The 21,819-nt window shown below is 61.0% G+C and carries 21 protein-coding genes and 1 pseudogene; 15 read left to right on the top strand and 7 right to left on the bottom strand.

Annotated features, from left to right (window positions below):
* Positions 1-15: 15 nt before the first annotated feature.
* The 8 genes and pseudogenes from ASC85_RS24855 (at position 16) to ASC85_RS24820 (ending at position 6,943) form a co-directional block, all read left to right on the top strand.
* Positions 16-525: a disulfide bond formation protein B gene (locus tag ASC85_RS24855; RefSeq protein ID WP_003205398.1), complete on the top strand. Its 510-nt coding sequence runs from the start codon at positions 16-18 to the stop codon at positions 523-525.
* A gap of 776 nt (positions 526-1,301) precedes the next feature.
* Positions 1,302-2,249 carry a ubiquinol oxidase subunit II gene (gene cyoA, locus ASC85_RS24850; RefSeq protein ID WP_057451773.1) on the top strand — a complete coding sequence of 316 codons (948 nt, stop codon included), beginning with the start codon at positions 1,302-1,304 and terminating at the stop codon, positions 2,247-2,249.
* A gap of 3 nt (positions 2,250-2,252) precedes the next feature.
* Positions 2,253-4,283, top strand: a complete 2,031-nt coding sequence (gene cyoB / locus ASC85_RS24845) for a cytochrome o ubiquinol oxidase subunit I (RefSeq protein ID WP_057451772.1) — start codon at positions 2,253-2,255, stop codon at positions 4,281-4,283.
* A 3-nt stretch (positions 4,284-4,286) separates the two neighbouring features.
* Positions 4,287-4,913, top strand: coding sequence for a cytochrome o ubiquinol oxidase subunit III (locus tag ASC85_RS24840; RefSeq protein ID WP_057451771.1), 627 nt, complete (start codon positions 4,287-4,289; stop codon positions 4,911-4,913).
* Complete coding sequence (cyoD, locus tag ASC85_RS24835) at positions 4,914-5,249, top strand: cytochrome o ubiquinol oxidase subunit IV (RefSeq protein WP_003205394.1); 336 nt, start codon at positions 4,914-4,916, stop codon at positions 5,247-5,249. It abuts the gene before it with no gap.
* A gap of 11 nt (positions 5,250-5,260) precedes the next feature.
* Complete coding sequence (gene cyoE / locus ASC85_RS24830) at positions 5,261-6,148, top strand: heme o synthase (protein ID WP_003178131.1); 888 nt, start codon at positions 5,261-5,263, stop codon at positions 6,146-6,148.
* Between the two features lie 139 nt (positions 6,149-6,287).
* Positions 6,288-6,632, top strand: a pseudogene (locus tag ASC85_RS24825) (toxin).
* Positions 6,629-6,943, top strand: coding sequence for a helix-turn-helix domain-containing protein (locus tag ASC85_RS24820; protein WP_003205391.1), 315 nt, complete (start codon positions 6,629-6,631; stop codon positions 6,941-6,943). The pseudogene ASC85_RS24825 and the gene ASC85_RS24820 overlap by 4 nt, the downstream one beginning before the upstream one ends.
* Before the next feature lie 212 nt (positions 6,944-7,155).
* On the opposite strand, the gene ASC85_RS24815 is transcribed toward ASC85_RS24820, so the two are convergent.
* The 3 genes from ASC85_RS24815 to ASC85_RS24805 form a co-directional block, all read right to left on the bottom strand.
* Entirely contained in the window at positions 7,156-7,860 is a 705-nt protein-coding gene (locus ASC85_RS24815) for a hypothetical protein (RefSeq protein WP_003205390.1), read from the bottom strand.
* 104 nt (positions 7,861-7,964) lie between these two features.
* Complete coding sequence (locus tag ASC85_RS24810; RefSeq protein ID WP_057451770.1) at positions 7,965-8,978, bottom strand: sensor domain-containing diguanylate cyclase; 1,014 nt, start codon at positions 8,976-8,978, stop codon at positions 7,965-7,967.
* Positions 8,979-9,185: 207 nt separating this feature from the next.
* Positions 9,186-10,103: a LysR family transcriptional regulator gene (locus ASC85_RS24805; protein ID WP_057451769.1), complete on the bottom strand. Its 918-nt coding sequence runs from the start codon at positions 10,101-10,103 to the stop codon at positions 9,186-9,188.
* A 99-nt stretch (positions 10,104-10,202) separates the two neighbouring features.
* On the opposite strand from ASC85_RS24805, the gene ASC85_RS24800 reads away from it, so the two are divergent.
* Both ASC85_RS24800 and ASC85_RS24795 read left to right on the top strand, forming a co-directional pair.
* Entirely contained in the window at positions 10,203-11,378 is a 1,176-nt protein-coding gene (locus tag ASC85_RS24800; protein ID WP_057451768.1) for an aspartate aminotransferase family protein, read from the top strand.
* 152 nt (positions 11,379-11,530) lie between these two features.
* Positions 11,531-12,265: an OmpA family lipoprotein gene (locus tag ASC85_RS24795; RefSeq protein WP_018604257.1), complete on the top strand. Its 735-nt coding sequence runs from the start codon at positions 11,531-11,533 to the stop codon at positions 12,263-12,265.
* 224 nt (positions 12,266-12,489) lie between these two features.
* Here the strand turns inward: ASC85_RS24795 and ehuA are convergent, their stop codons facing one another.
* From ehuA to ehuB, 4 genes are all read right to left on the bottom strand, one after another.
* Complete coding sequence (gene ehuA, locus ASC85_RS24790; protein WP_408003292.1) at positions 12,490-13,359, bottom strand: ectoine/hydroxyectoine ABC transporter ATP-binding protein EhuA; 870 nt, start codon at positions 13,357-13,359, stop codon at positions 12,490-12,492.
* On the bottom strand, positions 13,359-14,015 hold the full coding sequence (gene ehuD, locus ASC85_RS24785; protein WP_003205383.1) for an ectoine/hydroxyectoine ABC transporter permease subunit EhuD: 657 nt from the start codon (positions 14,013-14,015) through the stop codon (positions 13,359-13,361). The genes ehuA and ehuD overlap by 1 nt, the downstream gene beginning before the upstream one ends.
* A complete protein-coding gene (ehuC, locus tag ASC85_RS24780) occupies positions 14,012-14,671 on the bottom strand; it encodes an ectoine/hydroxyectoine ABC transporter permease subunit EhuC (protein WP_014340095.1) in 660 nt (219 codons plus the stop codon). The genes ehuD and ehuC overlap by 4 nt, the downstream gene beginning before the upstream one ends.
* A gap of 84 nt (positions 14,672-14,755) precedes the next feature.
* On the bottom strand, positions 14,756-15,610 hold the full coding sequence (ehuB, locus tag ASC85_RS24775; RefSeq protein WP_057451767.1) for an ectoine/hydroxyectoine ABC transporter substrate-binding protein EhuB: 855 nt from the start codon (positions 15,608-15,610) through the stop codon (positions 14,756-14,758).
* A gap of 290 nt (positions 15,611-15,900) precedes the next feature.
* Here ehuB and ehuR point away from each other — a divergent pair, with 290 nt between their 5' ends.
* From ehuR to doeB, 5 genes are all read left to right on the top strand, one after another.
* Complete coding sequence (gene ehuR / locus ASC85_RS24770; protein ID WP_057451766.1) at positions 15,901-17,295, top strand: MocR-like ectoine utilization transcription factor EhuR; 1,395 nt, start codon at positions 15,901-15,903, stop codon at positions 17,293-17,295.
* A gap of 288 nt (positions 17,296-17,583) precedes the next feature.
* On the top strand, positions 17,584-18,555 hold the full coding sequence (eutB, locus tag ASC85_RS24765; RefSeq protein ID WP_057451765.1) for a hydroxyectoine utilization dehydratase EutB: 972 nt from the start codon (positions 17,584-17,586) through the stop codon (positions 18,553-18,555).
* A gap of 21 nt (positions 18,556-18,576) precedes the next feature.
* On the top strand, positions 18,577-19,569 hold the full coding sequence (locus ASC85_RS24760) for a cyclodeaminase (RefSeq protein ID WP_057451764.1): 993 nt from the start codon (positions 18,577-18,579) through the stop codon (positions 19,567-19,569).
* A gap of 39 nt (positions 19,570-19,608) precedes the next feature.
* Complete coding sequence (gene doeA / locus ASC85_RS24755) at positions 19,609-20,799, top strand: ectoine hydrolase DoeA (protein ID WP_057451763.1); 1,191 nt, start codon at positions 19,609-19,611, stop codon at positions 20,797-20,799.
* A gap of 3 nt (positions 20,800-20,802) precedes the next feature.
* The gene (doeB, locus tag ASC85_RS24750; protein ID WP_057451762.1) at positions 20,803-21,804 is read left to right on the top strand and encodes a N(2)-acetyl-L-2,4-diaminobutanoate deacetylase DoeB; all 1,002 of its coding nucleotides are present in this window, start codon (positions 20,803-20,805) and stop codon (positions 21,802-21,804) included.
* Positions 21,805-21,819: the final 15 nt, after the last annotated feature.

Here is a 21,819-nt window from a genome sequence, read left to right as displayed (position 1 = left end):
ACAAAGGGAAACGCAATGAGTGAGGAAATGATGCGGTTAGGCCGTGAGCGGCGCTATCTGGTGCTGCTGGGGCTGATCTGCCTGGCGCTGATTGGCGGTGCGCTGTACATGCAGGTGGCCCTCGGCGAGGCGCCGTGCCCGCTGTGTATCTTGCAGCGCTATGCGCTGTTGCTGATCGCGATCTTCGCCTTCATCGGTGCCGCCATGCGCACCCGCCGCAGCCTGACGATCTTCGAAGGCCTGGTGGTGCTCAGCGCCCTGGCCGGTGCCGGGGTGGCAGGGCATCACGTGTACACCCAGTTCTTCCCTGCGGTCAGTTGCGGCATCGATGTGTTGCAACCGATTGTCGATGACCTGCCGCTGGCAAAGATTTTCCCGCTGGGGTTCCAGGTCGATGGTTTTTGCTCCACTCCCTACCCACCGATCCTGGGTCTGTCCCTGGCGCAATGGGCACTGGTGGCCTTCGTGTTGACGGTGGTGCTGGTGCCGCTGCTGGTGTCACGTAACCGCAAACAGATTCGCTGAAGCGGCTTCATGAAACGCCCCGGTTTCTCTCCTGGAGAGCCGGGGCGTTTTGCGTTTCACTTCTGAGCCGGACCGTCCTTGATCCGAGGCAAGAATAGCCTGCGACAATGTGCGACATGTTGTCACATATCTTGGGGCGCTGAGCCTTTTCGAGGGCGATTAAGCGCACCTTCCTGTAACAAAAAACCGTCCGGTTTCGCAAAACGCGTATCCCCTGCAGCAGGCATTTTTAACAGCGAAGCGTCGGGCGCCTGAGCCCCCGAAAACTGGGCGCTTGCGGGGCAAAAAAGCCCTTTGTAATCCTCTCGAGCTGTCTAAATCGGTCATAGTAGCCCTACGTTTTTTGGGGTTCTTGTTGAGAATTAATTTCGATAACATGCTGGCTTGTTGCAATATCTGCGAAAGATTGTTGCCGGATCGGATAAAAATTATTTCGAGATGAGACATGGTCTACAGCGCCTCAGCTCACTACAATCGCCCGCACCGATTTTCCGACCCGGCTCAAACTTGAGTACGAGAGTGGTCGAAGGGCGCCAGCGCCCCATGCGACCCCAAGGTGTCGGTGCCTCCAACTACCCGCACCAAATGGAATTGGGCTTGAACTAGGCCTTTGACCAACGAATAAGAACTCACTGCTGGCCCAGGATGTGTCGAACAGCCGCTGACGTTCGACGGGCAGCCCTTATTCAATCCAAGAAAATGCCAACCCTTGGCAGGGTGAAGTGTTGGCGATCAAAACCCAACTGCATTGCGCAAGCTGCTTTAGAGGTCGTGAGATGAGTAAAAACAGGTACCCCCGATTACTAGGCTTGTTGCCGCTGCTCGGCACGTTGCTGCTGGGAGGCTGCAACATGACCTTGCTCGATCCCAAGGGCCAGGTCGGCCTGGATGAACGAAACCTGATCATCACCGCTACGCTGCTGATGTTGCTGGTCGTTGTGCCGGTCATCGTCATGACCTTCCTGTTCGCCTGGAAGTACCGCGCAACCAATACCAATGCCACCTATACGCCGAAGTGGTCGCATTCGACCAAGATCGAAGTGGCGGTGTGGACCATTCCGGTGCTGATCATCATTGCCCTGGGTTACATCACCTACAAGTCGACCCACGCCCTGGACCCATATCGTCCGCTGGATTCCGACGTCAAGCCGATCACCATTGAAGTGGTCTCCATGGACTGGAAGTGGCTGTTCATCTATCCGGAACAAGGCATTGCCACGGTCAACAAGATCGTGTTCCCGGCCCACACGCCGATCAATTTCAAGGTCACTTCCGACACCGTGATGAACTCGTTCTTCATCCCGGGCCTGGGCGGCCAGATCTACGCGATGGCGGGCATGCAGACCAAGCTGCACCTGATCGCCAACCAGAACGCCGAACTCGACGGTATCTCCGCCAACTACAGCGGCGCGGGCTTTACCGGCATGAAGTTCAAAGCAATCGCCACGACCCAGGAAGATTTCGACGCCTGGGTCAACGATGTGAAGAAGGCACCTAAACAGCTTGAAAAAGCTGAATACGAAGCCCTTTCCAAGCCGAGCCAGAACAACCCAGTCGAACTCTACTCGTCGGTTACGCCGAACCTGTTCCAGACCATCATCGACAAGTATGAAGGGATGAATCCGGGCAAGCCGATGCACCACGAGAAGAACGAGAAGGAAGTGGCCCACAACATGGAAGGGATGGACATGAGTTCGCATTCAGCTGCCGGGGCAGAGGAGTAAACGATGTTTGGTAAATTAAGTTGGGAAGCGATCCCGTTCCACGAGCCGATTGTCATGGTGACCCTCGCCATCATCGCACTCGGCGGTCTGGCGCTGTTCGCGGGGATCACTTACTTCAAGAAGTGGACCTACCTGTGGACCGAGTGGCTGACGTCGGTCGACCACAAGAAAATCGGCGTGATGTACATCATCGTCGCCATGGTCATGCTGCTGCGTGGTTTTGCCGACGCCATCATGATGCGAACCCAGCTGGCCATGGCCACCGAGGGTTCGCCTGGCTACCTGCCGCCTGAACACTATGACCAGATCTTCACCGCCCACGGTGTGATCATGATCATCTTCATGGCGATGCCATTCTTCACCGGCCTGATGAACCTTGCAGTGCCGCTGCAGATCGGCGCCCGTGACGTTGCCTTCCCGTTCCTGAACTCCCTGAGCTTCTGGCTGCTGGTTTCCGGCGTGGTGCTGATCAACCTGTCCCTGGGCGTTGGCGAATTCGCCAAGACCGGTTGGGTTGCCTATCCGCCGCTGTCGGGCCTGCAATACAGCCCGGGCGTAGGGATGGATTACTACATCTGGGCGCTACAGCTATCCGGGTTGGGTACGACGCTGACGGGGGTCAACTTCCTGGCCACCGTGGTAAAAATGCGTACCCCGGGCATGAAGCTGATGGACATGCCGATCTTCACCTGGACCTGCACCTGGGCCAACGTCCTGATCGTCGCTTCCTTCCCGATCCTGACCGCTACCCTGGCTCTGCTGACGCTTGACCGCTACATGGATTTCCACATTTTCACCAATGAACTTGGTGGCAATCCGATGATGTACGTCAACCTGTTCTGGGCCTGGGGTCACCCTGAGGTGTACATCCTGATCCTGCCGGCGTTCGGGATTTTCTCCGAAGTCATCTCGACCTTTTCCGGCAAGAAACTGTTCGGCCACCACTCGATGATCTACGCCAGCGGCGCGATCTCGGTACTGGGCTTCATGGTCTGGCTGCACCACTTCTTCACCATGGGCTCGGGTGCCAGCGTCAACGCCTTCTTCGGCCTGGCGACGATGCTGATTTCGATCCCGACGGGGGTGAAGCTGTTCAACTGGCTGTTCACCATCTATCAGGGCCGCCTGCGTTTCACCAGCCACGTGATGTGGACCCTGGGCTTCATGGTGACCTTCGCCATCGGCGGCATGACCGGCGTATTGCTGGCCATCCCGGGTGCTGACTTCGTGCTGCACAACAGCCTGTTCGTGATCGCGCACTTCCACAACGTGATCATCGGTGGTGCGGTGTTCGGCTATATCGCCGGCTTCGCCTTCTACTTCCCGAAAGCGTTCGGCTTCAAGCTGCACGAAGGCTGGGGCAAGGCAGCGTTCTGGTTCTGGATCACCGGCTTCTTCGTCGCGTTCATGCCGCTCTATGTACTGGGCTTCATGGGCATGACCCGTCGCCTGAACACCACCACCAACCCTGAGTGGGTACCGTACCTGTACGTCGCCATGTTTGGTGCGGTGATGATCGCTGTCGGTATCGCCTGCCAGCTGATCCAGTTGTATGTCAGCGTGCGCGATCGCAACAAACCAGAGAACATGTGCGAACACGGTGACCCGTGGAATGCCCATACCCTGGAATGGTCGACCTCTTCGCCGCCGCCGTTCTACAACTTCGCCGTGCTGCCAAAAGCAGACGTCATCGACCCGTTCACCGAAGCCAAGGAAAACGGCACCGCGTACCCGGTCCCGGCCAAGTACGAGCCGATCCACATGCCCAACAACACCGCCACTGGTGTGGTCATGGGCGCGCTGCTGACCGTGTTCGGTTTCGCGATGATCTGGCACATCTGGTGGCTGGCCATCGCCAGCCTGGTCGGCACCGTGGTGTATTTCGCTATCCATGCTGCCCGTGACGATCAGGGCTACATGGTGCCGGTGGATGTCATCGAGCGCATCGAAGCCGAGCAGCACAAACGTCTGGTAGCGGCCGGGAAAGTCCCTGCCACCGCCACCCGTGTTGAAACCTCGTTGGAACAGGCTTAAACCATGTCGAACTTAGTGACCACTGTTGGACACGCCCATGGTCATGACCATGGGCACGATGACCATCACCACGACTCGGGCGAGATGACCGTATTCGGTTTCTGGCTCTACCTGATGACCGACTGCATTCTGTTTGCGTCGATCTTCGCAGCGTACGCGGTGCTGGTTAACAACGTCGCCGGTGGCCCATCGGGCCACGACATCTTCGAACTGCCGTACGTACTGGGCGAAACCGCGCTGCTGCTGTTCAGCTCGATCACCTACGGCTTCGCCATGCTGGCGTTGTTCAAGGGCAAGAAAACCCAGGTACTGGGCTGGCTGGCCATGACCTTCCTGTTCGGCGCCGGCTTCATCGGCATGGAGATCAACGAGTTCCACGTGTTGATCTCCGAGGGCTACGGCCCAAGCCGCAGCGGCTTCCTGTCCGGGTTCTTCACCCTGGTCGGCACCCACGGCCTGCACGTGACCAGCGGCCTGATCTGGATGGCGATCATGATGTACCAGGTCCAGAAAAACGGCCTGACCGCCACCAACAAGACGCGCCTGAGCTGCCTGAGCCTGTTCTGGCACTTCCTGGACGTGGTGTGGATCTGCGTATTCACCGTTGTTTATCTGATGGGGACCCTGTAAATGGCTAACGCACATTCCCATGATGGCCACGACGCCGGCCACGGCAGCGTCAAGTCCTACGCCATCGGTTTCATTCTGTCGGTGATCCTGACCGTCATTCCGTTCGGCCTGGTGATGTACCCATCGCTGCCCAAGAGCCTGACCCTGTGGATCGTACTGATCTTCGCCGTGGTCCAGGTACTGGTGCACCTGGTGTACTTCCTGCACCTGGACCGCTCCGCCGCCCAACGTAACAACGTGGTCGCATTTGTCTTTGCCGCGATCGTGATTGTCCTGCTGGTTGGCCTGTCGTTGTGGATCATGTTCAGCATCCACACCAACATGATGGCGCACTGAGGAAAGTCCGGATGTCCCTGAAGCACTTTATCCAAATCACCAAGCCGGGGATCATTTTCGGTAACGTGCTTTCTGTGGCAGGCGGGTTTTTCCTGGCCTCGAAAGGGCATGTCGATCTGGCCATCTTCCTGGCGGCGATGATCGGCACTTCCCTGGTGGTGGCGTCCGGTTGTGTGTTCAACAACTGCATCGACCGTGACATCGATATCAAGATGGAACGCACCAAGAATCGGGCGCTGGTCCAGGGCCTGATTCCGGTGCAACTGGCCCTGGCGTTCGCCACGGTGCTGGGCGTGGCCGGCGTGGCGCTGTTGTACTGGGTGGCCAACCCGCTGGCGGCGTTGTTCGCGGTGATAGGTTTTGTCATCTACGTCGGCCTCTACAGCCTGTACCTCAAGCGCAAGTCGGTCCACGGCACGCTGGTGGGCAGCCTGTCGGGGGCGATGCCGCCAGTGATCGGCTACGTAGCGGTGAGCAACAGCTTCGACATGGCGGCGCTAACGCTGCTGGTGATGTTCAGCCTGTGGCAGATGCCGCATTCCTACGCCATCGCGATATTCCGCTTCAACGACTACCTGGCAGCCTCGATTCCGGTGCTGCCGGTCAAGCGCGGTATCCGGGTGGCCAAGAAGCACATCCTGCTCTACATCCTGGCCTTCCTCGTGGCGACCTTGATGCTGACCTTCAGCGGCTACGCCGGCATGAGCTACCTCGCCGTCGCCGCCGCCATGGGCATGTACTGGCTGTACATGGCCTGGACCGGCTACAAGGCGGTGGATGACACGGTCTGGGCACGCAAGCTGTTCGTGTTCTCGATCTTCACCATCACCGCCCTGAGCGTCATGATGTCCCTGGACTTCAAGGTGCCAAGTGAGCTGCTGCTGACCTACGCGCCTTAAGCTTCAGACGCTGCAAAAAAAGCCCCGCCTTCGAGAGAAGCGCGGGGCTTTTTGTTGAGGTGAGGTGTGGATTGGCTGTCATTCGTCGCAATAGATTATGGTTTGTTGAACTATGCGCAATTTGCCTATAGTTTCTGCCATGCGTACCCTATTTTTTGAAACGACTACATTCACCGACACGGTTGGCCATTACCTGACTGATGATGAGTATCGCCTGCTTCAGTCCTATATGCTGCAGCATCCAGAGGTCGGTGACGTCATGCCACGTACCGGCGGCTTTCGTAAGCTGCGCTGGTTCGATGAACGTCGTGGTAAAGGGAAGCGAGGCGGGTTGCGCGTTATCTACTATTGGCTCATGAACGATCGTCAGTTCTGAATGTTCGCGATTTATGACAAGGACGAGTTGGAAAACCTGACCTCCGAGCAAGAGAAGACGCTCAAACGCGCCATAGAAGCTGAGTTGAAAGTACGAGGTACCTTATGAAAAAGCGCGATCTGTTTGCCGAGATGATGCAAGGCGTCGAGGAGATGGCCGCCCACCGGGAGGGCAAGATTACCCTTCGCCAGATATCGATCGAAGACAAACCGGTTCCCGAGGTGTCTGCCCAAGAAATCGTGGCGTTGCGCGACAAGCTCCACATGTCTCAAGCCGTTTTCGCCAAGAGCATCAGGACCAGTCCAGGTACGCTCAGGAACTGGGAGCAGGAGAAGTCCAAGCCTAACGCCCAGGCGGCTTTGTTGATCAAGCTGGTCGAGAAGTTTCCAGATATGGTCGAACGGCTTGGCGCTGTTTGATCAGCTCATATCCATGAAAACAGCCCCGCCTTCGAGAGAAGCGCGGGGCTTTTTCATGGCCACTGCCTGGAGGATCGCTCCTACGCTCCGCGTGGGAATGCAGCCTGGGACGCTCTGCGTCCCCCAAGAGCCGAACGCGGAGCGTCCGAGGAGTCATTCCCACGCGGAGCGTGGGGACTATCGATCGCGAGCAAGCTCGCTCCCACATGGGCTTATTGCTGGGCGATGCTGTAGCCATCGAACGCTTTCTGCTGTTGCAGGGCGGTGACGATGCTTTTGCGGGTGGCCTGTTGTTCGGTGCCGTCATTGTCCAGGAAGGTTTCGCTTTCCAGCTCGGCTTCGTCGCCTTCGCCTACGAAATTGAAGCCCAGGAACTCGAAGGCCTCGCGGTCGACGTTCGGCTTGGAGCGTGGTGTGCGCAGGGGCAGGGTGACGCTGATGCCATCCTTGCTGATAACAAACACTTCGGCTTCCTTCTTGGCCCGCGAGGCCTTGCCCTTGCTGCCGCTCGGGTTGCTGATGGCCTGGTGGGTCTGGTTCAGTACTTTCAGGGCCAGGCCGTAGACCAGTTCCTGGAACGACGGGTCGTCCTTGTAGCTGGAGAGGATACGGCTGATCGGGAAGCGGCTGCTCAGGTCTTCCAGGGCCGCGAAATCGGCGGCTTCGGCGTCCTTGAGTTGTTTGAGCTGGCCCATCAGTTCATAGGCCTTGTCGTCGTCGAACGCATCGTGAGCCTGGCGGATGGCGTTGCGCAGTTCGCGGATCTGGTCGCTTTCGCGATTCGACTGGAACGCATCGAGGACCATTTCGCTGATGGTTTTGGCCTGGGGCAGATGCTGTGAAAGATTGATGGAGTTTTCGTATTCCGCTTTGGACGACAGGGTGACTAAGGATTCAGCGGTGTTGGAATCGGACATTGAAATTTCACTACTTCTGTTAGCGGGATGAGGCGAGAAAGGCATTGAGCTTTTTTCCGGTCGCCTAATCTATTGGACGCGGGCGGTGTTGTCACGGTCGGAGCTCATTCACAAATCACATTCTTGCCCGACATCTTGGAGCGATACAGCGCCTGGTCCGCCCGGTGCAGCAACACGGCGTGCTGTTCATTCTCGAGTCGCTGCACCACGCCAAAACTCATGGTGATCTGGAAGTCGCCCACCGGCAGCAGGTCGGACAGACCCCGGCGAATGCTCTCAGCCAGCAGGCGGGCGTCGGCCAGGGTGGTGTTGGGCAAGATCATGATGAATTCGTCACCGCCCCAGCGCACCAGCAAGTCGCCGTCGCGCTCGCAGCGCTTGACGCTCTGCACCACTTGTATCAACGCGGCGTCGCCAAAGGCGTGGCCGTAGCGATCGTTGATTTCCTTGAAATCATCCACGTCCATGGCGATCAGCGACAACGACTCGCGAAAACGCTGCGCGCGCTCACAGGCCAGCGGCAGCGCCTGGTCCAGGCGATAACGGTTGGCGACCCGGGTCAGGGCGTCGGTTTCGGCAAGCCTGCGGTTTTCGTCGAGCTGGATCTGCAACTGATGGTTGACCCGGGACAGTTCGCGGGTGCGTTCTTCGATTACGGCTTCCAGGGATTTGTTGCGCCGTTCCAGTTGTTCGAACAGGCGTTTCTTGTCGTCGATACTGCGATGGGCGCCGATCATGCGCGCCACCGTGCCGTCCGGGTTACGGGCGATCACATAGCCGCGATCCTCGATCCAGATGTAGGAACCGTCGTGGGTGCGGCAGCGGTATTCGGCTTGGTAGATGTGGGATCGGTGTTCCAGGTAGTCGTCGAACAATGCCATGACCCGTGGATAGTCATCCGGGTGGATCACGCTCTCCCAGGTCAGCACGGTGTTGTCCAGTGAATGAGGCAGGTAGCCAAGCATCGTGTACCAGCCGGGGTTGCGGTAGACGAAGCCGGTGTTGGCATTCCAGTCCCAGATGCCATCGCTGACCAGTTCCAGGATGGTGTGTAGTACGCCTTCGTCCAGATCGGACAGGTCGAACCGCAGCATGTCGATGTTCGAGGCATCTCCCATCGTCGTTCCCTCAATCAGCCTTGATATCAAAATGCTCGTCCAAGGAGGAAGAGTAGCTGATGGGGGGCGAGAGGCACTAGCGGGGGGGACGCCTTGAGTGTAGGAGCTGTCGAGCGAAGCGAGGCTGCGATCTTTTGATCTTTCGCTTGGGACTCAAGTGTCTGGGAAAAGATCGCAGCCTCGCTGCGCTCGTCAGCTCCTACGTCATCATTCGGCTGGGGTTGGGGGTTTGCCCCATTTTTCCAGCGCGAACTCGACAAAACTGCGCAGTTTCGGCAAACGGTAGCGATCCTGCGCGTACATCAGGCTCATTGGGCGATGGGGCAACTGGTAGTCCTGTAACAACGCCACCAGGTGTCCATCCTTCAGGTCCTGGGCCACCAGCGCATCGGGCAGCATGACCACGCCCATCCCGGCCAGGGCGGCGCGATGCAGGCCCGAGGAGCTGTTGATCAGCATCGGTCCGTTTACCGGGACCTTGATCTCGCCTTCCGGGCCGTTGATCGGCCAGAGATCCTGGGCGAAGCGCCAGTCGTCCCCTGCCAAATAGGCGAACGACAGGCAGTCGTGCTGCTGCAGGTCGACGGGTTTTTCCGGTGTGCCGTGCCGAGCCAGGTAGGCAGGGGAGGCGCAGATGGTCAGGGTGTAGTCCACCAACGGACGGGCAATCAGTTTCGGGTCGGGATGGCCGAGGCGGATGGCGACGTCGAATCCATGTTCGAGCAGGTCCAGCCGCTGATTGGTCAGCATCACGTCGAGCTTGACCTGGGCGAAGCGCTGGCTGAATTCGGCCAGGGCCGGCGCGAGGCGTTCGGAGCCGAAGGTCAGTGGCGCGGTGATGCGCAGGGTGCCGGTGGGCTCGCCTTGGGTCTGTTCGGCCAGGCGCTCGGAATCGGCCACCAGCCCCAGCACTTCCAGGCAGCGTTGGTAGTAGGTCGAGCCGAACTCAGTCAGGCGCTGGCGCCGCGTCGTACGGTTGATCAGGCGCACGCCGAGACGTTGCTCCAATGCCCGAAGATGATTGCCCACCATGGTGGTGGACATTTCGCACGCCTGGGCCGCCGCCGTCAGGCTTCCGGCTTCCACCACCTTCACGTAAACGGTCATCGCCTGGAACAAGTCCATTATCAAGCCCAACTTTTAAATGATTGAAGTAAAGCAGTGTTTATCCAGCCTTGGTGGCTAACCATACTGGAAAAAACCAACCAAATGGAGCTTGATGCCATGACCGCTGCCTGCCTGATGACCACTTACCAACCCCTGGCGCTGAGTTTCACCCATGGCTTGGGTACGCGCCTGTGGGACCAGGACGGCCGCGAATACCTCGATGCGGTGGCGGGCGTGGCGGTGACCAATGTCGGCCACTCCCACCCGCGGTTGGTGGCCGCCATCAGCGAGCAGGCCGGCCTGCTGTTGCACACGTCGAACCTGTACAGCATCGATTGGCAACAACGCCTGGCGCAAAAGCTCACTCAGCTGTCGGGGCTGGAGCGGGCGTTTTTCAACAACTCAGGCGCCGAGGCCAACGAAACCGCACTGAAACTGGCGCGCCTCTATGGTTGGCATAAAGGCATCGAGCAGCCATTGGTGGTGGTCATGGACAATGCGTTCCACGGGCGCACATTGGGCACGATGTCCGCCAGTGACGGCCCGTCCGTGCGGCTGGGCTACAACCGCTTGCCGGGGGACTTCATCAAGGTGCCGTTCGGCGATCTGGCGGCGTTGGAAGCGATCCAGCAGGCGCATGCCGAGCGCATCGTCGCAGTGCTGGTGGAACCGATCCAGGGCGAAAGCGGTGTGCAACTCGCACCGCCGGGTTATCTCAAGGCCCTGCGTGAACTGTGCACCCGGCGCGCCTGGCTGTTGATGCTCGACGAGATCCAGACCGGCATCGGTCGCACTGGCCAATGGTTCGCGTTCCAGCACGAGGGTATCGTGCCGGACGTCATGACCCTCGCCAAAGGCCTGGGCAACGGCGTGCCCATTGGGGCCTGCCTGGCGCGGGGCAAGGCAGCCGAGCTGTTTACCCCTGGCAGCCATGGCAGTACGTTCGGCGGTAATCCGCTGGCCTGTCGGGTCGGTTGCACGGTGCTGGAGATCATTGAGCAACAAGCGCTGGTGGACAACGCCAGGCATCAGGGCGAACAGTTGCTGAGCCGGCTGCGGGCCGAGTTGGTGGACAATCCGAATGTCTTGGCGATTCGCGGCCAGGGGTTGATGATCGGCATCGAACTCAAGCAACCGGTCCGCGACTTGGCCCTGCGTGCCGCCCGGGACCACGGCCTGTTGATCAATATCACTCGGGGCCAGACCATCCGCCTGCTGCCGCCGTTGACGATCGATGGGCGGGAAGTGGAGATGATTGTCCGGGGTGTGAGTCGCTGTCTGGCGCAGGGGTGAGGGGCGTTCGCCCGGCTGCCGGTTTTTTATCGGTCAGCCGGGCGAAGCGCAACGCAGCGCGACGGAATTTTTAACGATTGCCGTGTTCCAACGCCTGCCAGAGTCGATTGCCTACACTTTGGCATTCAGACTGAAAACCCAGGAGCATCTTCATGTTCACCTCGCGTCGCTTGATCGTTGTCGCAACTGCTGTGGCCCTGTTGTCCGGCTGTGCGTCGCCTAACCCCTACGACAACCAGGGCCAGGCCTCTACCGAATCTTCGGGCATGAGCAAAACCGCCAAGTATGGCGGCCTCGGTGCACTGGCGGGGGCGTTGGCCGGTGCGGCCATCGGTCACGATAACCGTGGCAAGGGTGCGCTGATCGGTGCCGCGGTGGTGGGGGCTTCCGCGGCCGGTTACGGCTACTACGCCGACCAGCAGGAAAAGAAGCTGCGTGCGAGCATGGCCAATACCGGTGTTGAAGTGCAGCGCCAGGGCGACCAGATCAAGCTGATCATGCCAGGCAACATCACCTTCGCCACCGACTCGGCGAACATCGCCTCCAGCTTCTACCAGCCGCTGAACAACCTGGCCAACTCCCTCAAGGAGTTCAACCAGAACCAGATCGAAATCGTCGGCTACACCGACAGCACCGGCAGCCGCCAGCACAACATGGACCTGTCCCAGCGTCGTGCGCAGAGCGTGGCGACCTACCTGACGTCCCAGGGCGTGAGCGGTGCCAACCTGTCGGCCCGTGGCGCCGGCCCGGACAACCCGGTGGCCAGCAACGCCGACGTCAATGGCCGTGCGCAAAACCGTCGTGTCGAGGTCAACCTCAAGGCCATTCCCGGCCAGCAGTACCAGGCGCCGCAGCAGCAGGGCCAGACTTACCAGCAGTACCCATAACGGCTGGGCGGCAAATGAAACGGGGGCTCTGGAAACAGGGCCCCCGTTTTTTGTGGTTGTCAGTTTCTATCCGCCTGATGCCGCCACTTGTGGCGAGGGGATTTGTGGGAGCAAAGCTTGCTCGCGAAACAGGCGCCTCGATTTTCTGAAAGACCGCATCGCTTTCATCGCGGGCAAGCCTTGCTCCCACAAGTCTCCTCGCCACAAAGGTGTTCACAAGGGGATCAATTCGCCTCTTTTACCGCACTCAAGAACGCACACGTGCGCTCCTGCTGCGGGTTCTCGAAGATCTGCGCCGGGGTGCCCTGTTCGTGGATCTGCCCTTTGTAGAAGAAGCACACCCGGTCGGCGAACTCCCGGGCGAAGCCCATCTGGTGGGTCACCATCAGCATCGTCAGGTTATGTTCGGCCCCCAGTTTGCGGATCACGTTCAGCACCTCGCCGCACAGCTCCGGGTCGAGCGCCGAGGTCACTTCGTCAAACAGCATCACCTTGGGCCGCATCGCCAGCGCTCGGGCTATCGCCACCCGCTGTTGCTGGCCGCCGGACAATTGCGACGGGTAATGGTCGAGCTTGTTGCCCAGCCCTACCAGCTCCAACAGGTCGGCGGCGCGCTCCCGGGCTTCTTTCGGATTCATGCCCAGCACCTGCACTGGCGCCTCGATCACGTTCTGCAGCGCGGTCATGTGGGGGAACAGGTTGAAGCTCTGGAACACCATGCCGATCTTGCCGCGCACCCGGCGGATGTGTCGGTCGTTGGCCGGCACCAGCACGCCGTTGCGGTTGGGCATGTGGGTCAGGGAGTCATCCTCGACGCGGATCTGGCCCTGGTCGATGCCTTCCAGGGTCATCAACACCCGCAGCAGCGTGGACTTGCCTGAGCCGCTGGGGCCGATGATCGCGACCTTTTCACCGGGGGCGACATCCAGGTTCAGATGGTCGAGCACCGTGAAACTGCCATAGCTTTTGGTCACGTCCTGGAAACTCACAATCGGCCGGGACGGTGTCGGAATCTGCATGGCCGGGGCCTCCTGCTGCGACGCCAGCGTGCTGCGCCGGGACAAATCGGTGGGCGTGGACAGGGGTAAAGTCATTAGCGTAGCTCCATGCGCGTTTCAAGGCGCCGTACCAGATAAGCCAGGGCAAGGCTCAGGGCGAGGAAGAACAGGCCGACCATGGTGATCGGTTCCAGATAACGAAAGTTCTCGGAACCGATGTTCTTGGCCTGCTGCATGATTTCCACCACGGTGATCGCCGACAGCACCGGCGTGTCCTTGAGCATTGCCACCAGGTAGTTGCCCAGGGGCGGTACGATCGGACGCAGCGCCTGGGGCAGGATGATGTTGCGATAGGCGTCGTACGGCGCGATGTTCAACGCCGTCACCGCTTCCCACTGCGCCCGCGGCACCGCGTCGAGACCACTGCGATAAACCTCGGCGATGTAGCAGGCGTAGTGCAGGCCGATGCCGAGGATGCCGACTTGCATGGCCGTCAGGCTCAAGCCGTAGTTGGGCAGTACGTAGTAGAGGAAATACACCTGGATCAGCAGGGGGGTGCTGCGGATGAACTCGATCACCGCCGTGGCCGGCCACGACAGCCAGAATTTGCGACTGCGCCGGCCAATCGCCAGGAACAGCCCCAGGACAATCGCGATCAGGAAGCCGATCAGGGTAATGCCCACGGTGTTGAGCGATGCCCGCAGCAGGTCCGGCAGGATTTGTGCGGCGTAGGACCAGTCGAATAGTGTCATGACAGACCTCCACGCATCCGGCCCCGGCTCAGTCGTCGTTCGACGTGGCGCATGCCGAAGTTGATGGCCTGGGCGAGGATGAAATACATCACCAGGGCCAGGCTGAAGATCTCCAGGGTCTGGAAGGTCGCCTGATCCAACTGCCGCGCCCGGAAGCTCAGGTCCGACAAGGTGATCAGCGACACCAGCGAGGTGTTCTTCAGCAGCTCGATCAACAGGTTGGTGCCCGGTGGGATCGCCGCCAGCAACGCCTGCGGCAGGATGATCCGCTTGAAGCGGGTGAAGCCGCTGAAATTCAACGCCGTGCAGGCTTCGTATTGGCCCTTGGCGACCGAGCTGATGGCGCCGCGCATCACCTCGGCCCCGTAAGCGCCGATGTGCAGGCCCAGGCCGACAATCGCCACGGCGTAAGGGCTCAGCTCAATGTTGAAGGGTGGCAGTGGCAGCACGAAGAACAGCCAGAACAATTGCACCAGCAGCGAGGTGCCACGGAACACTTCGATGTAGGTGATGGAAAACCAGCGCAACGCTCGCCACGGCGAGAGTCGCCCGAGGGCTGCCAGCACCGCCGCGACGATGGCCAGCAGCGAGCCGAAGAAGGTCACCTGGAGCGTGACCCAGGCCCCTTGTATCAATAACGGAAGTAATTCGCCCATGGTTCAACCCAATGTCCGGTGAAGCAGGGAACAGGCATCACGCACCGCGCGTCATGCCCGTTTCGGCACGCCAGTTGTTGGCGACTACTGAGCGCAGAGCTCGGCTGCGGTCTTGCTGGTTACGTTGGATTTGTCGAAACCGAATGGCGCAACCGTCTTGAGATGCTCTTCGGAGCCCAGCCACTTTTTCAACTCGGCATTGACCGCATCGCGCAAGTCTTTGTCTTCGGGGCGGAAGGCCAGGGCGCCATAGCCGATGTGGGACGGGTCGTCCTTGAATTCGGTCATCGCCTCCACCTTGTCGCCACCCTTGCTGGCCAGGCCTTTCATGGTCAGTTGGGTGCCGACGGCAGCGTCCGCGCGTCCGGCACGCACGGCTTGCAATTGCGCGGTGGTGTCGGGGACCTGGAGGATCTGGTCGTCCTTGACCCCGGAATCGCGGGCATAAGCCAGGTTCACCGTGCCGGCCATGATTGCCAGTTTCACATCCGGTTGCTTGGCGATGTCTTCATAGCTGTGGAGTTTTTTCGGGTTGCCCTTGGCTACGAGCAAGGCATCGGGCAACTGGTACTGCGGATCGGTGAACAACACTTGCTTGCAGCGCGCCGGGGTGATGTACATGCCGGCGGCGATCACGTCGAAACGACCTGCGCGCAGGCCTGGAATCAACGAGCCCCATTCGGTGAGCACGCCATTGACCTGCTTGATGCCCATCTTGGCGAAGATGATCTTGGCGATCTCCGGCGACTCACCGGTGACGGTGCCGTCGGTTTCGGTGAAGGCAAACGGGGTTTCGTTGGCGTAGCCGATCCGGATGCTGCTGTTGCTTTTGACCGTATCCAGGGTGGCCGCTTGAACGCTGCCGGCCAGGCCCAGTACGGCACAGGTCAGCAAGAGCCGACGTAGGGGCGCACCGGTGCTGGGAAGAAAATTGCTCATCGATAAAATCTCCTGTTTCTTGTGGATCCGTCGTTTGACGGCTCTGTGGTAGGAGGCAGTGTTACAAGAGCAAAGCGTACAGCGGCGGATCCGGGCGTGGCCTGGAGTCGGGAACGGCGCCGGTACAGGTCGATCCGGCTTTTTGTCAGGGCGATGAGCCCGCCTGGGTGACGACCTTGGACCGAGCATACAAAAGCCCCGGCATCGATTGTATTGCACTAGGACAATTGCTTTGCCGCGATGGCCGCGCAATGCTGTGCGCACCCCTACACACGCCGGTTGCAGCTGTTATGGATAAGTGGAAGTCAGCCTTGGACCTCGCCCGCAGCGGTGAATCCAAATACAAGATTCTGGTGCAGGCCATCGCCGACGATATCGAACAGGGCAGCCTGGCCAATGACCAGCGCCTGCCGCCGCAACGGCAGGTGGCCGACGCCATGGGCATCAGCGTGCAGACCGTCACCAACGCCTATAAGGAGTTGGAGCGCCAGGGACTGGTGCGCTGTGAGGTCGGGCGTGGCAGTTTCGTCTCGCGGCGCATGAGCGACCGGGTGGCGACGTACATTCTCGACAGCCCCGAGCGGGCGCTGGTGGATTTTTCCATCACCCGCATCCTGCACACCCGCGAGCATGACCAGGCCTGGCGTGATACCTGCGCGGCGCTGAGCACTGAAGAAGACCAGCCGTGGATTCATGCGTTTCGCCCCATCGCCGGTTTCGAATCCCATCGCGAAGCGGCGGCGCAGTGGATCGGTCGGCAAGGGCTGAAAGTCGACCGTAACGATGTGCTGATCACCAACGGCGCGGCCCACGGGATTTTCCTGGCCCTCGCTTCGCTGGCGGGCCCCGACGACGTGGTGCTCTGCGAAGGCTTGACCGACCACGGCGTGATCGGCAATTCCCAGGTGCTGGGCTTCACCCTCAAGGGCCTGGAGATGGACCGCTATGGCATCGACCCCGAACATTTCGAAGACATGTGCAGCAACGAGCGCATCACTGCGCTGGTGTGTACGCCGAACCTGAACAACCCCACCACCAGCCTGATGCCCGACGCCCGCCGCCGGGAAATCGCCGAGATTGCCCGGCGTTTTGGCGTGCACATTATCGAAGACGATGTGTACGGCCCGCTGCTGGACGAACGCCGGGCGCCGCCCATCAGCCATTACCTGCCGGAGCTGTCGTTCTACTGCACGAGCATGACCAAGTCGGTGCTCACAGGCTTGCGCACCGGTTATCTGGTGATGCCCAAGCGCCTGGCCTTGCGTACCGAGAGCATCCTGCGGGTCAACAGTTGGATGGCCACACCCATGGTCTCGGAGATCGCCACCCGCTGGATTCGTGATGGACGCGCCGAGTCGCTGGTGCGATTGCAACGTCAACTGCTGGCCGGGCGCCAGGCGATGGTCACCGAGTACATGGGCGAGCATCTGCTGGGCCAGCACCCGCATGCCTTGAATGCCTGGATCGGGATTCCATCCCATTGGGAAGTGGACAGCCTGGTGCGGGCGCTGCGGCACAAGCACATCGCCGTGACCTCGCCCGATCCGTTCACCGTCCGCGGCACCCCCAGGCCCCGCGCGGTGCGGGTCTGCGTCGGCGCCGAATGCAGCGACGAAGAAATGCGCCATGCGCTGATCGGCATGCGGCAGATCTTCAACCAGTACCCGCAGATTCATGATTTCTGAGAGCTTGCTCCCGCTGGGACTCTGTAGGAGCTGCCGAAGGCTGCGATCTTTTGATCTTGCGCTCTCGATTCAATTGCCAGGGGAAAGATCGCAGCCTCGTTGCACTCGACAGCTCCTACAACGCGCCCAGCGGGAGCAAACTCCCTCGCCACAGGGATAGGGTGATCTTCATGGATTTGTTCAGCCCATTCAGTCCGCAATGAATGCAAACTAAATTGCCCTAGTACATTCATCACCACAATCCAGCCCTCTTAGACTGCGCCCAACACATCCGCTCGGGACGCAGTCATGACAGGGTTGCAGCTTCAGGACATTTACCTCGCTCGCCAGCGCATCGAGTCGCAGGTCAGGCATACGCCCATGGAGCATTCCCCGAGTTTGTCGCGGTTGATGGGCGTGGCGGTGTACCTCAAGCTTGAGGCCCTGCAAATCACCGGCAGCTTCAAGCTGCGCGGGGCGAGCAATGCCGTCGCGCAACTCGGTCCCGAGCAAAAGGCCCGGGGCGTGGTCACCGCGTCGACGGGTAATCATGGCCGAGCGCTGGCCCATGCCGCGTCACAGCAGGGCGTCAGGGCGATTGTCTGCCTGTCGCATCTGGTGCCGGCCAACAAGGTGCAGGCGATTCGCGACCTCGGCGCTGAGGTGTGCATCGTCGGCCAGTCCCAGGACGATGCCCAGCGCGAGGCCGAGCGCATCGCCCGGGAGCAGGGCGCGACCTTTTTGCCGCCCTTCGATCACCCGGCGATCATCGCCGGGCAGGGCACTCTCGGCCTGGAGATCCTCGAGCAGCAACCGGAGGTGGCCCAGGTCCTGGTGCCGTTGTCCGGTGGCGGCCTGTTCGCCGGAGTTGCCCTGGCCCTCAAAAGTGCCAATCCAGCGATTCAAGTCCACGGCATCAGCATGGCCCGCGGTGCCGCGATGCACGCCAGCCTCGCCGCCGGGAAGCCCGTGGACATCGAAGAACTGCCGACGCTGGCCGACTCCCTCGGTGGCGGCATCGGCCTGGACAACCGCTACACCTTCGCCATGACCCGGCAACTGAGCGACGACGTACACCTGCTTTCGGAAGTATCTATCGCCAATGCCATCCGCCACGCCTATCACCACGAACGCCTGGTGCTCGAAGGCGCTGCCGTGGTGGGCATCGCGGCGCTGCTCGACGGCCTGGTCGAGCCGCGCGGCCCCATTGTCCTGGTGGTCAGCGGGCGCAACGTCGACACCGCACACCATGCCCGCGTGATCGCTGGCGCCAACGCCTGATAACCCCTAACGGAGCCTGTCATGAGTGAAGTCACCCTATTGAGCGAAGCCGACCTGCGCAGTTGCGTGGCCCTCGATCTGGCCAGCATCGACGCCATCGAACAGGCCTTCGTACTGCTGGCCACCGCCGCCGTGGCGATGCCGCCGATCCTGCGCTTGGACATTCCCGAGTACAACGGTGAAGTGGATGTGAAGACCGCTTACCTGCCGGGCCTGGAGCGCTTCGCCATCAAGGTCAGCCCGGGTTTTTTCGATAACCCCAAGCTCGGCCTGCCCAGCCTCAACGGCATGATGATGCTGCTCTCGGCACGCACCGGCCTGCTGGAAGCCCTGCTGCTGGACAACGGTTACCTCACCGCCGTGCGCACCGCTGCGGCGGGGGCGGTGGCAGCGCGTTGCCTGTCTCGCGAGGAGAGCCGCAGCGTCGCGCTGATCGGTGCCGGCGAGCAGGCGGCGTTGCAGCTTCAGGCGCTGCGCCTGGTGCGGCCCATCGACGAGGTGCGGGTCTGGGCGCGCGATGCGCAAAAGGCCAAGGCGTTCAGTCAGGAGCTGGCGCGTGACACCGGGCTTGCCGTCTCGCCATGCGCCTCCATTGACGATGCCCTGGAAGGCGTGGACATCGCCATCACCTGCACACCCAGTCGCGAGCCGTTGATCCAAGCCCGCCATTTGCATCCTGGCCTGCACATCACGGCGATGGGCTCGGACGCCGAACACAAGAACGAAATTTCCCCGCAAGCCCTGGCGGCCGTCGACTGCTATGTCGCCGATCGCCTGAGCCAGACCCGCGTGCTTGGCGAGCTGCACCACGCCTTGCTGGCCGGCACCGTTCGCGATGAGTTGGCCTTGCTGGAACTGGGCCAGGTGTTGTCGGGGCAACGGGTCGGTCGCACCCGCGAGGCGCAAGTCACCCTGTGCGACCTCACCGGCACCGGTGCCCAGGACACCGCCATCGCCAACCTGGCGTTCGAGCGGGCGCGGGCGGCGGGCAAGGGCTTTGCGTTCGGTCGCTAGATCATTTTTCTCATGAGTCATTGAACAGAGGGCAGATGGATGTCTGAGATCGTCGTCAATCTTCCGTTTCAGCGGGAGGAATACACCCAACGCCTGGCGAAGGTTCGCGCCGCCATGCAGGCCCAGGGCCTGGAGCTGCTGCTGGTCACCGATCCGTCGAACATGGCCTGGCTCACCGGCTATGACGGTTGGTCGTTCTATGTGCACCAATGCGTGCTGCTGGCGCTGGAAGGCGAGCCCGTATGGTTCGGTCGCGGCCAGGATGCCAACGGTGCCAAACGCACGGTGTTCATGCAGGCCGATAACATCGTCGGCTATCCGGACATCTACGTGCAGTCCCGCGAGCGCCACCCCATGGACTACCTGTCCCGCGAGGTGATCATCGCCCGTGGCTGGGGCGCGCTGACCATCGGCGTGGAGATGGACAACTATTACTTCAGCGCCGCCGCGTACCTGTCGCTGCAAAAGCATTTGCCCCAGGCAAAACTGATGGATGCGGTGGGCCTGGTGAACTGGCAGCGAGCGGTCAAGTCGCCCCAGGAAATCGCCTACATGCGCATCGCCGCGCGCATCGTCGAGAACATGCACAGCCGGATCCTGGAACGCATCGAACCGGGCATGCGCAAGAACGAACTGGTGGCCGAGATCTACAGCAGCGGCATCCTCGGTGCCGACGGCCATGGTGGCGACTACCCGGCCATCGTGCCGCTGTTGCCCACCGGGGCCGACGCCAGTGCGCCGCACCTGACCTGGGACGATTCACCCTTCGAAAAGGGCGCCGGCACCTTCTTTGAAATCGCCGGTTGCTACAAGCGTTACCACTGCCCGTTGTCGCGCACCATTTACCTGGGCAAGCCGCCGCAACATTTCCTCGATGGCGAAAAAGCCGTGGTCGAGGGCATCGCCGCCGGCCTGGACGCAGCCAAGCCGGGCAACACCACCGGCGACATCGCCGTGGCGTTTTTCAAGGTGCTGGAGAAATTCGGCATTCACAAGGACAGCCGTTGCGGCTACCCCATCGGGATCAGTTATCCGCCGGATTGGGGCGAGCGCACCATGAGCCTGCGTCCTGGCGACAACAGCGTGTTGCAGCCGGGCATGACCTTCCACTTCATGCCAGGGCTGTGGATGGACGATTGGGGCCTGGAAATCACCGAAAGCATCCTGATCACCGAGACCGGCGTCGAGACGCTGTGCGACGTACCTCGTCAATTGTTCGTGAAGGATTGAGCCATGCCCGATCTGCCTAATAATCCCATCAGCGCCACGGTCGACTTCACCCGCGAGGGCGTGCAGCACGGCTTTCTCAAACTGCCGTATTCGCGGGACGATTCGGCCTGGGGCGCGGTGATGATTCCCATCACGGTCATCCAGCGCGGCAGCGGTCCGACGGCGCTGCTCAGCGGTGGCAACCACGGCGATGAATACGAAGGCCCGGTGGCCCTGAGCAAACTGGCGCAGCAACTGACGGCCGAAGACGTGAGCGGGCGGGTGATCATCGTGCCGTTCATGAACACTCCGGCCTTCCACGCCGGACGCCGGACTTCGCCCATCGACAAGGGCAACCTGAACCGCAGTTTTCCCGGCAGGCCGGACGGCACCGTCACCGAGAAAATCGCCGACTATTTCAATCGCACCCTGCTGCCCTTGGCCGACATTGTCCTGGACATTCATTCCGGCGGGCGGACCCTGGATTTCCTGCCGTTTGCCGCTTGCCACGTCTTGTCGGACAAACAGCAGCAAGCGCGCTGCGAGGCCGGGATGCTGGCGTTCAACGCGCCGTATTGCATGCGCATGCTGGAGCTGGACGCCGGGGCGATGTACGACACGGCGGCCGAATCCCAAGGCAAGGTGTTCGTCACCACCGAGTTGGGCGGCGGCGGTTCATCGACCGCCCGCAGCGTGGCGATTGCCGAGCGTGGGGTGCGCAACCTGTTGATCCACGCCGGCATCCTGCGGGGCACGATCGAGTTGCAGCCCTCGCTGGTGCTCGACATGCCGGACGCCAGTTGTTTCATCGCCAGCGAACACGACGGCCTGCTGGAAATGTGCCGCGACCTGGGGGAACACGTGACCCGGGGCGAGGTGGTGGCGCGCATCTACGACGCCACCCGCAGCGGCGTCGCCCCGGTCGAATACAGCGCCGCCCGCAGCGGCCTGCTGGCGGCCCGGCACTTTCCCGGGTTGGTGCAGTGTGGCGATACCTTGGCGGTGATTGCGGATGTGTTGGCGTGATGCACCTCAACTGAC

It is taken from the genome of Pseudomonas sp. Root401 (genome assembly GCF_001425105.1).
Taxonomy (GTDB): domain Bacteria; phylum Pseudomonadota; class Gammaproteobacteria; order Pseudomonadales; family Pseudomonadaceae; genus Aquipseudomonas; species Aquipseudomonas brassicacearum.
The sequence above is the reverse complement of the archived record's forward strand: the minus strand, read 5'-3'. Positions and strand labels throughout refer to the sequence as shown.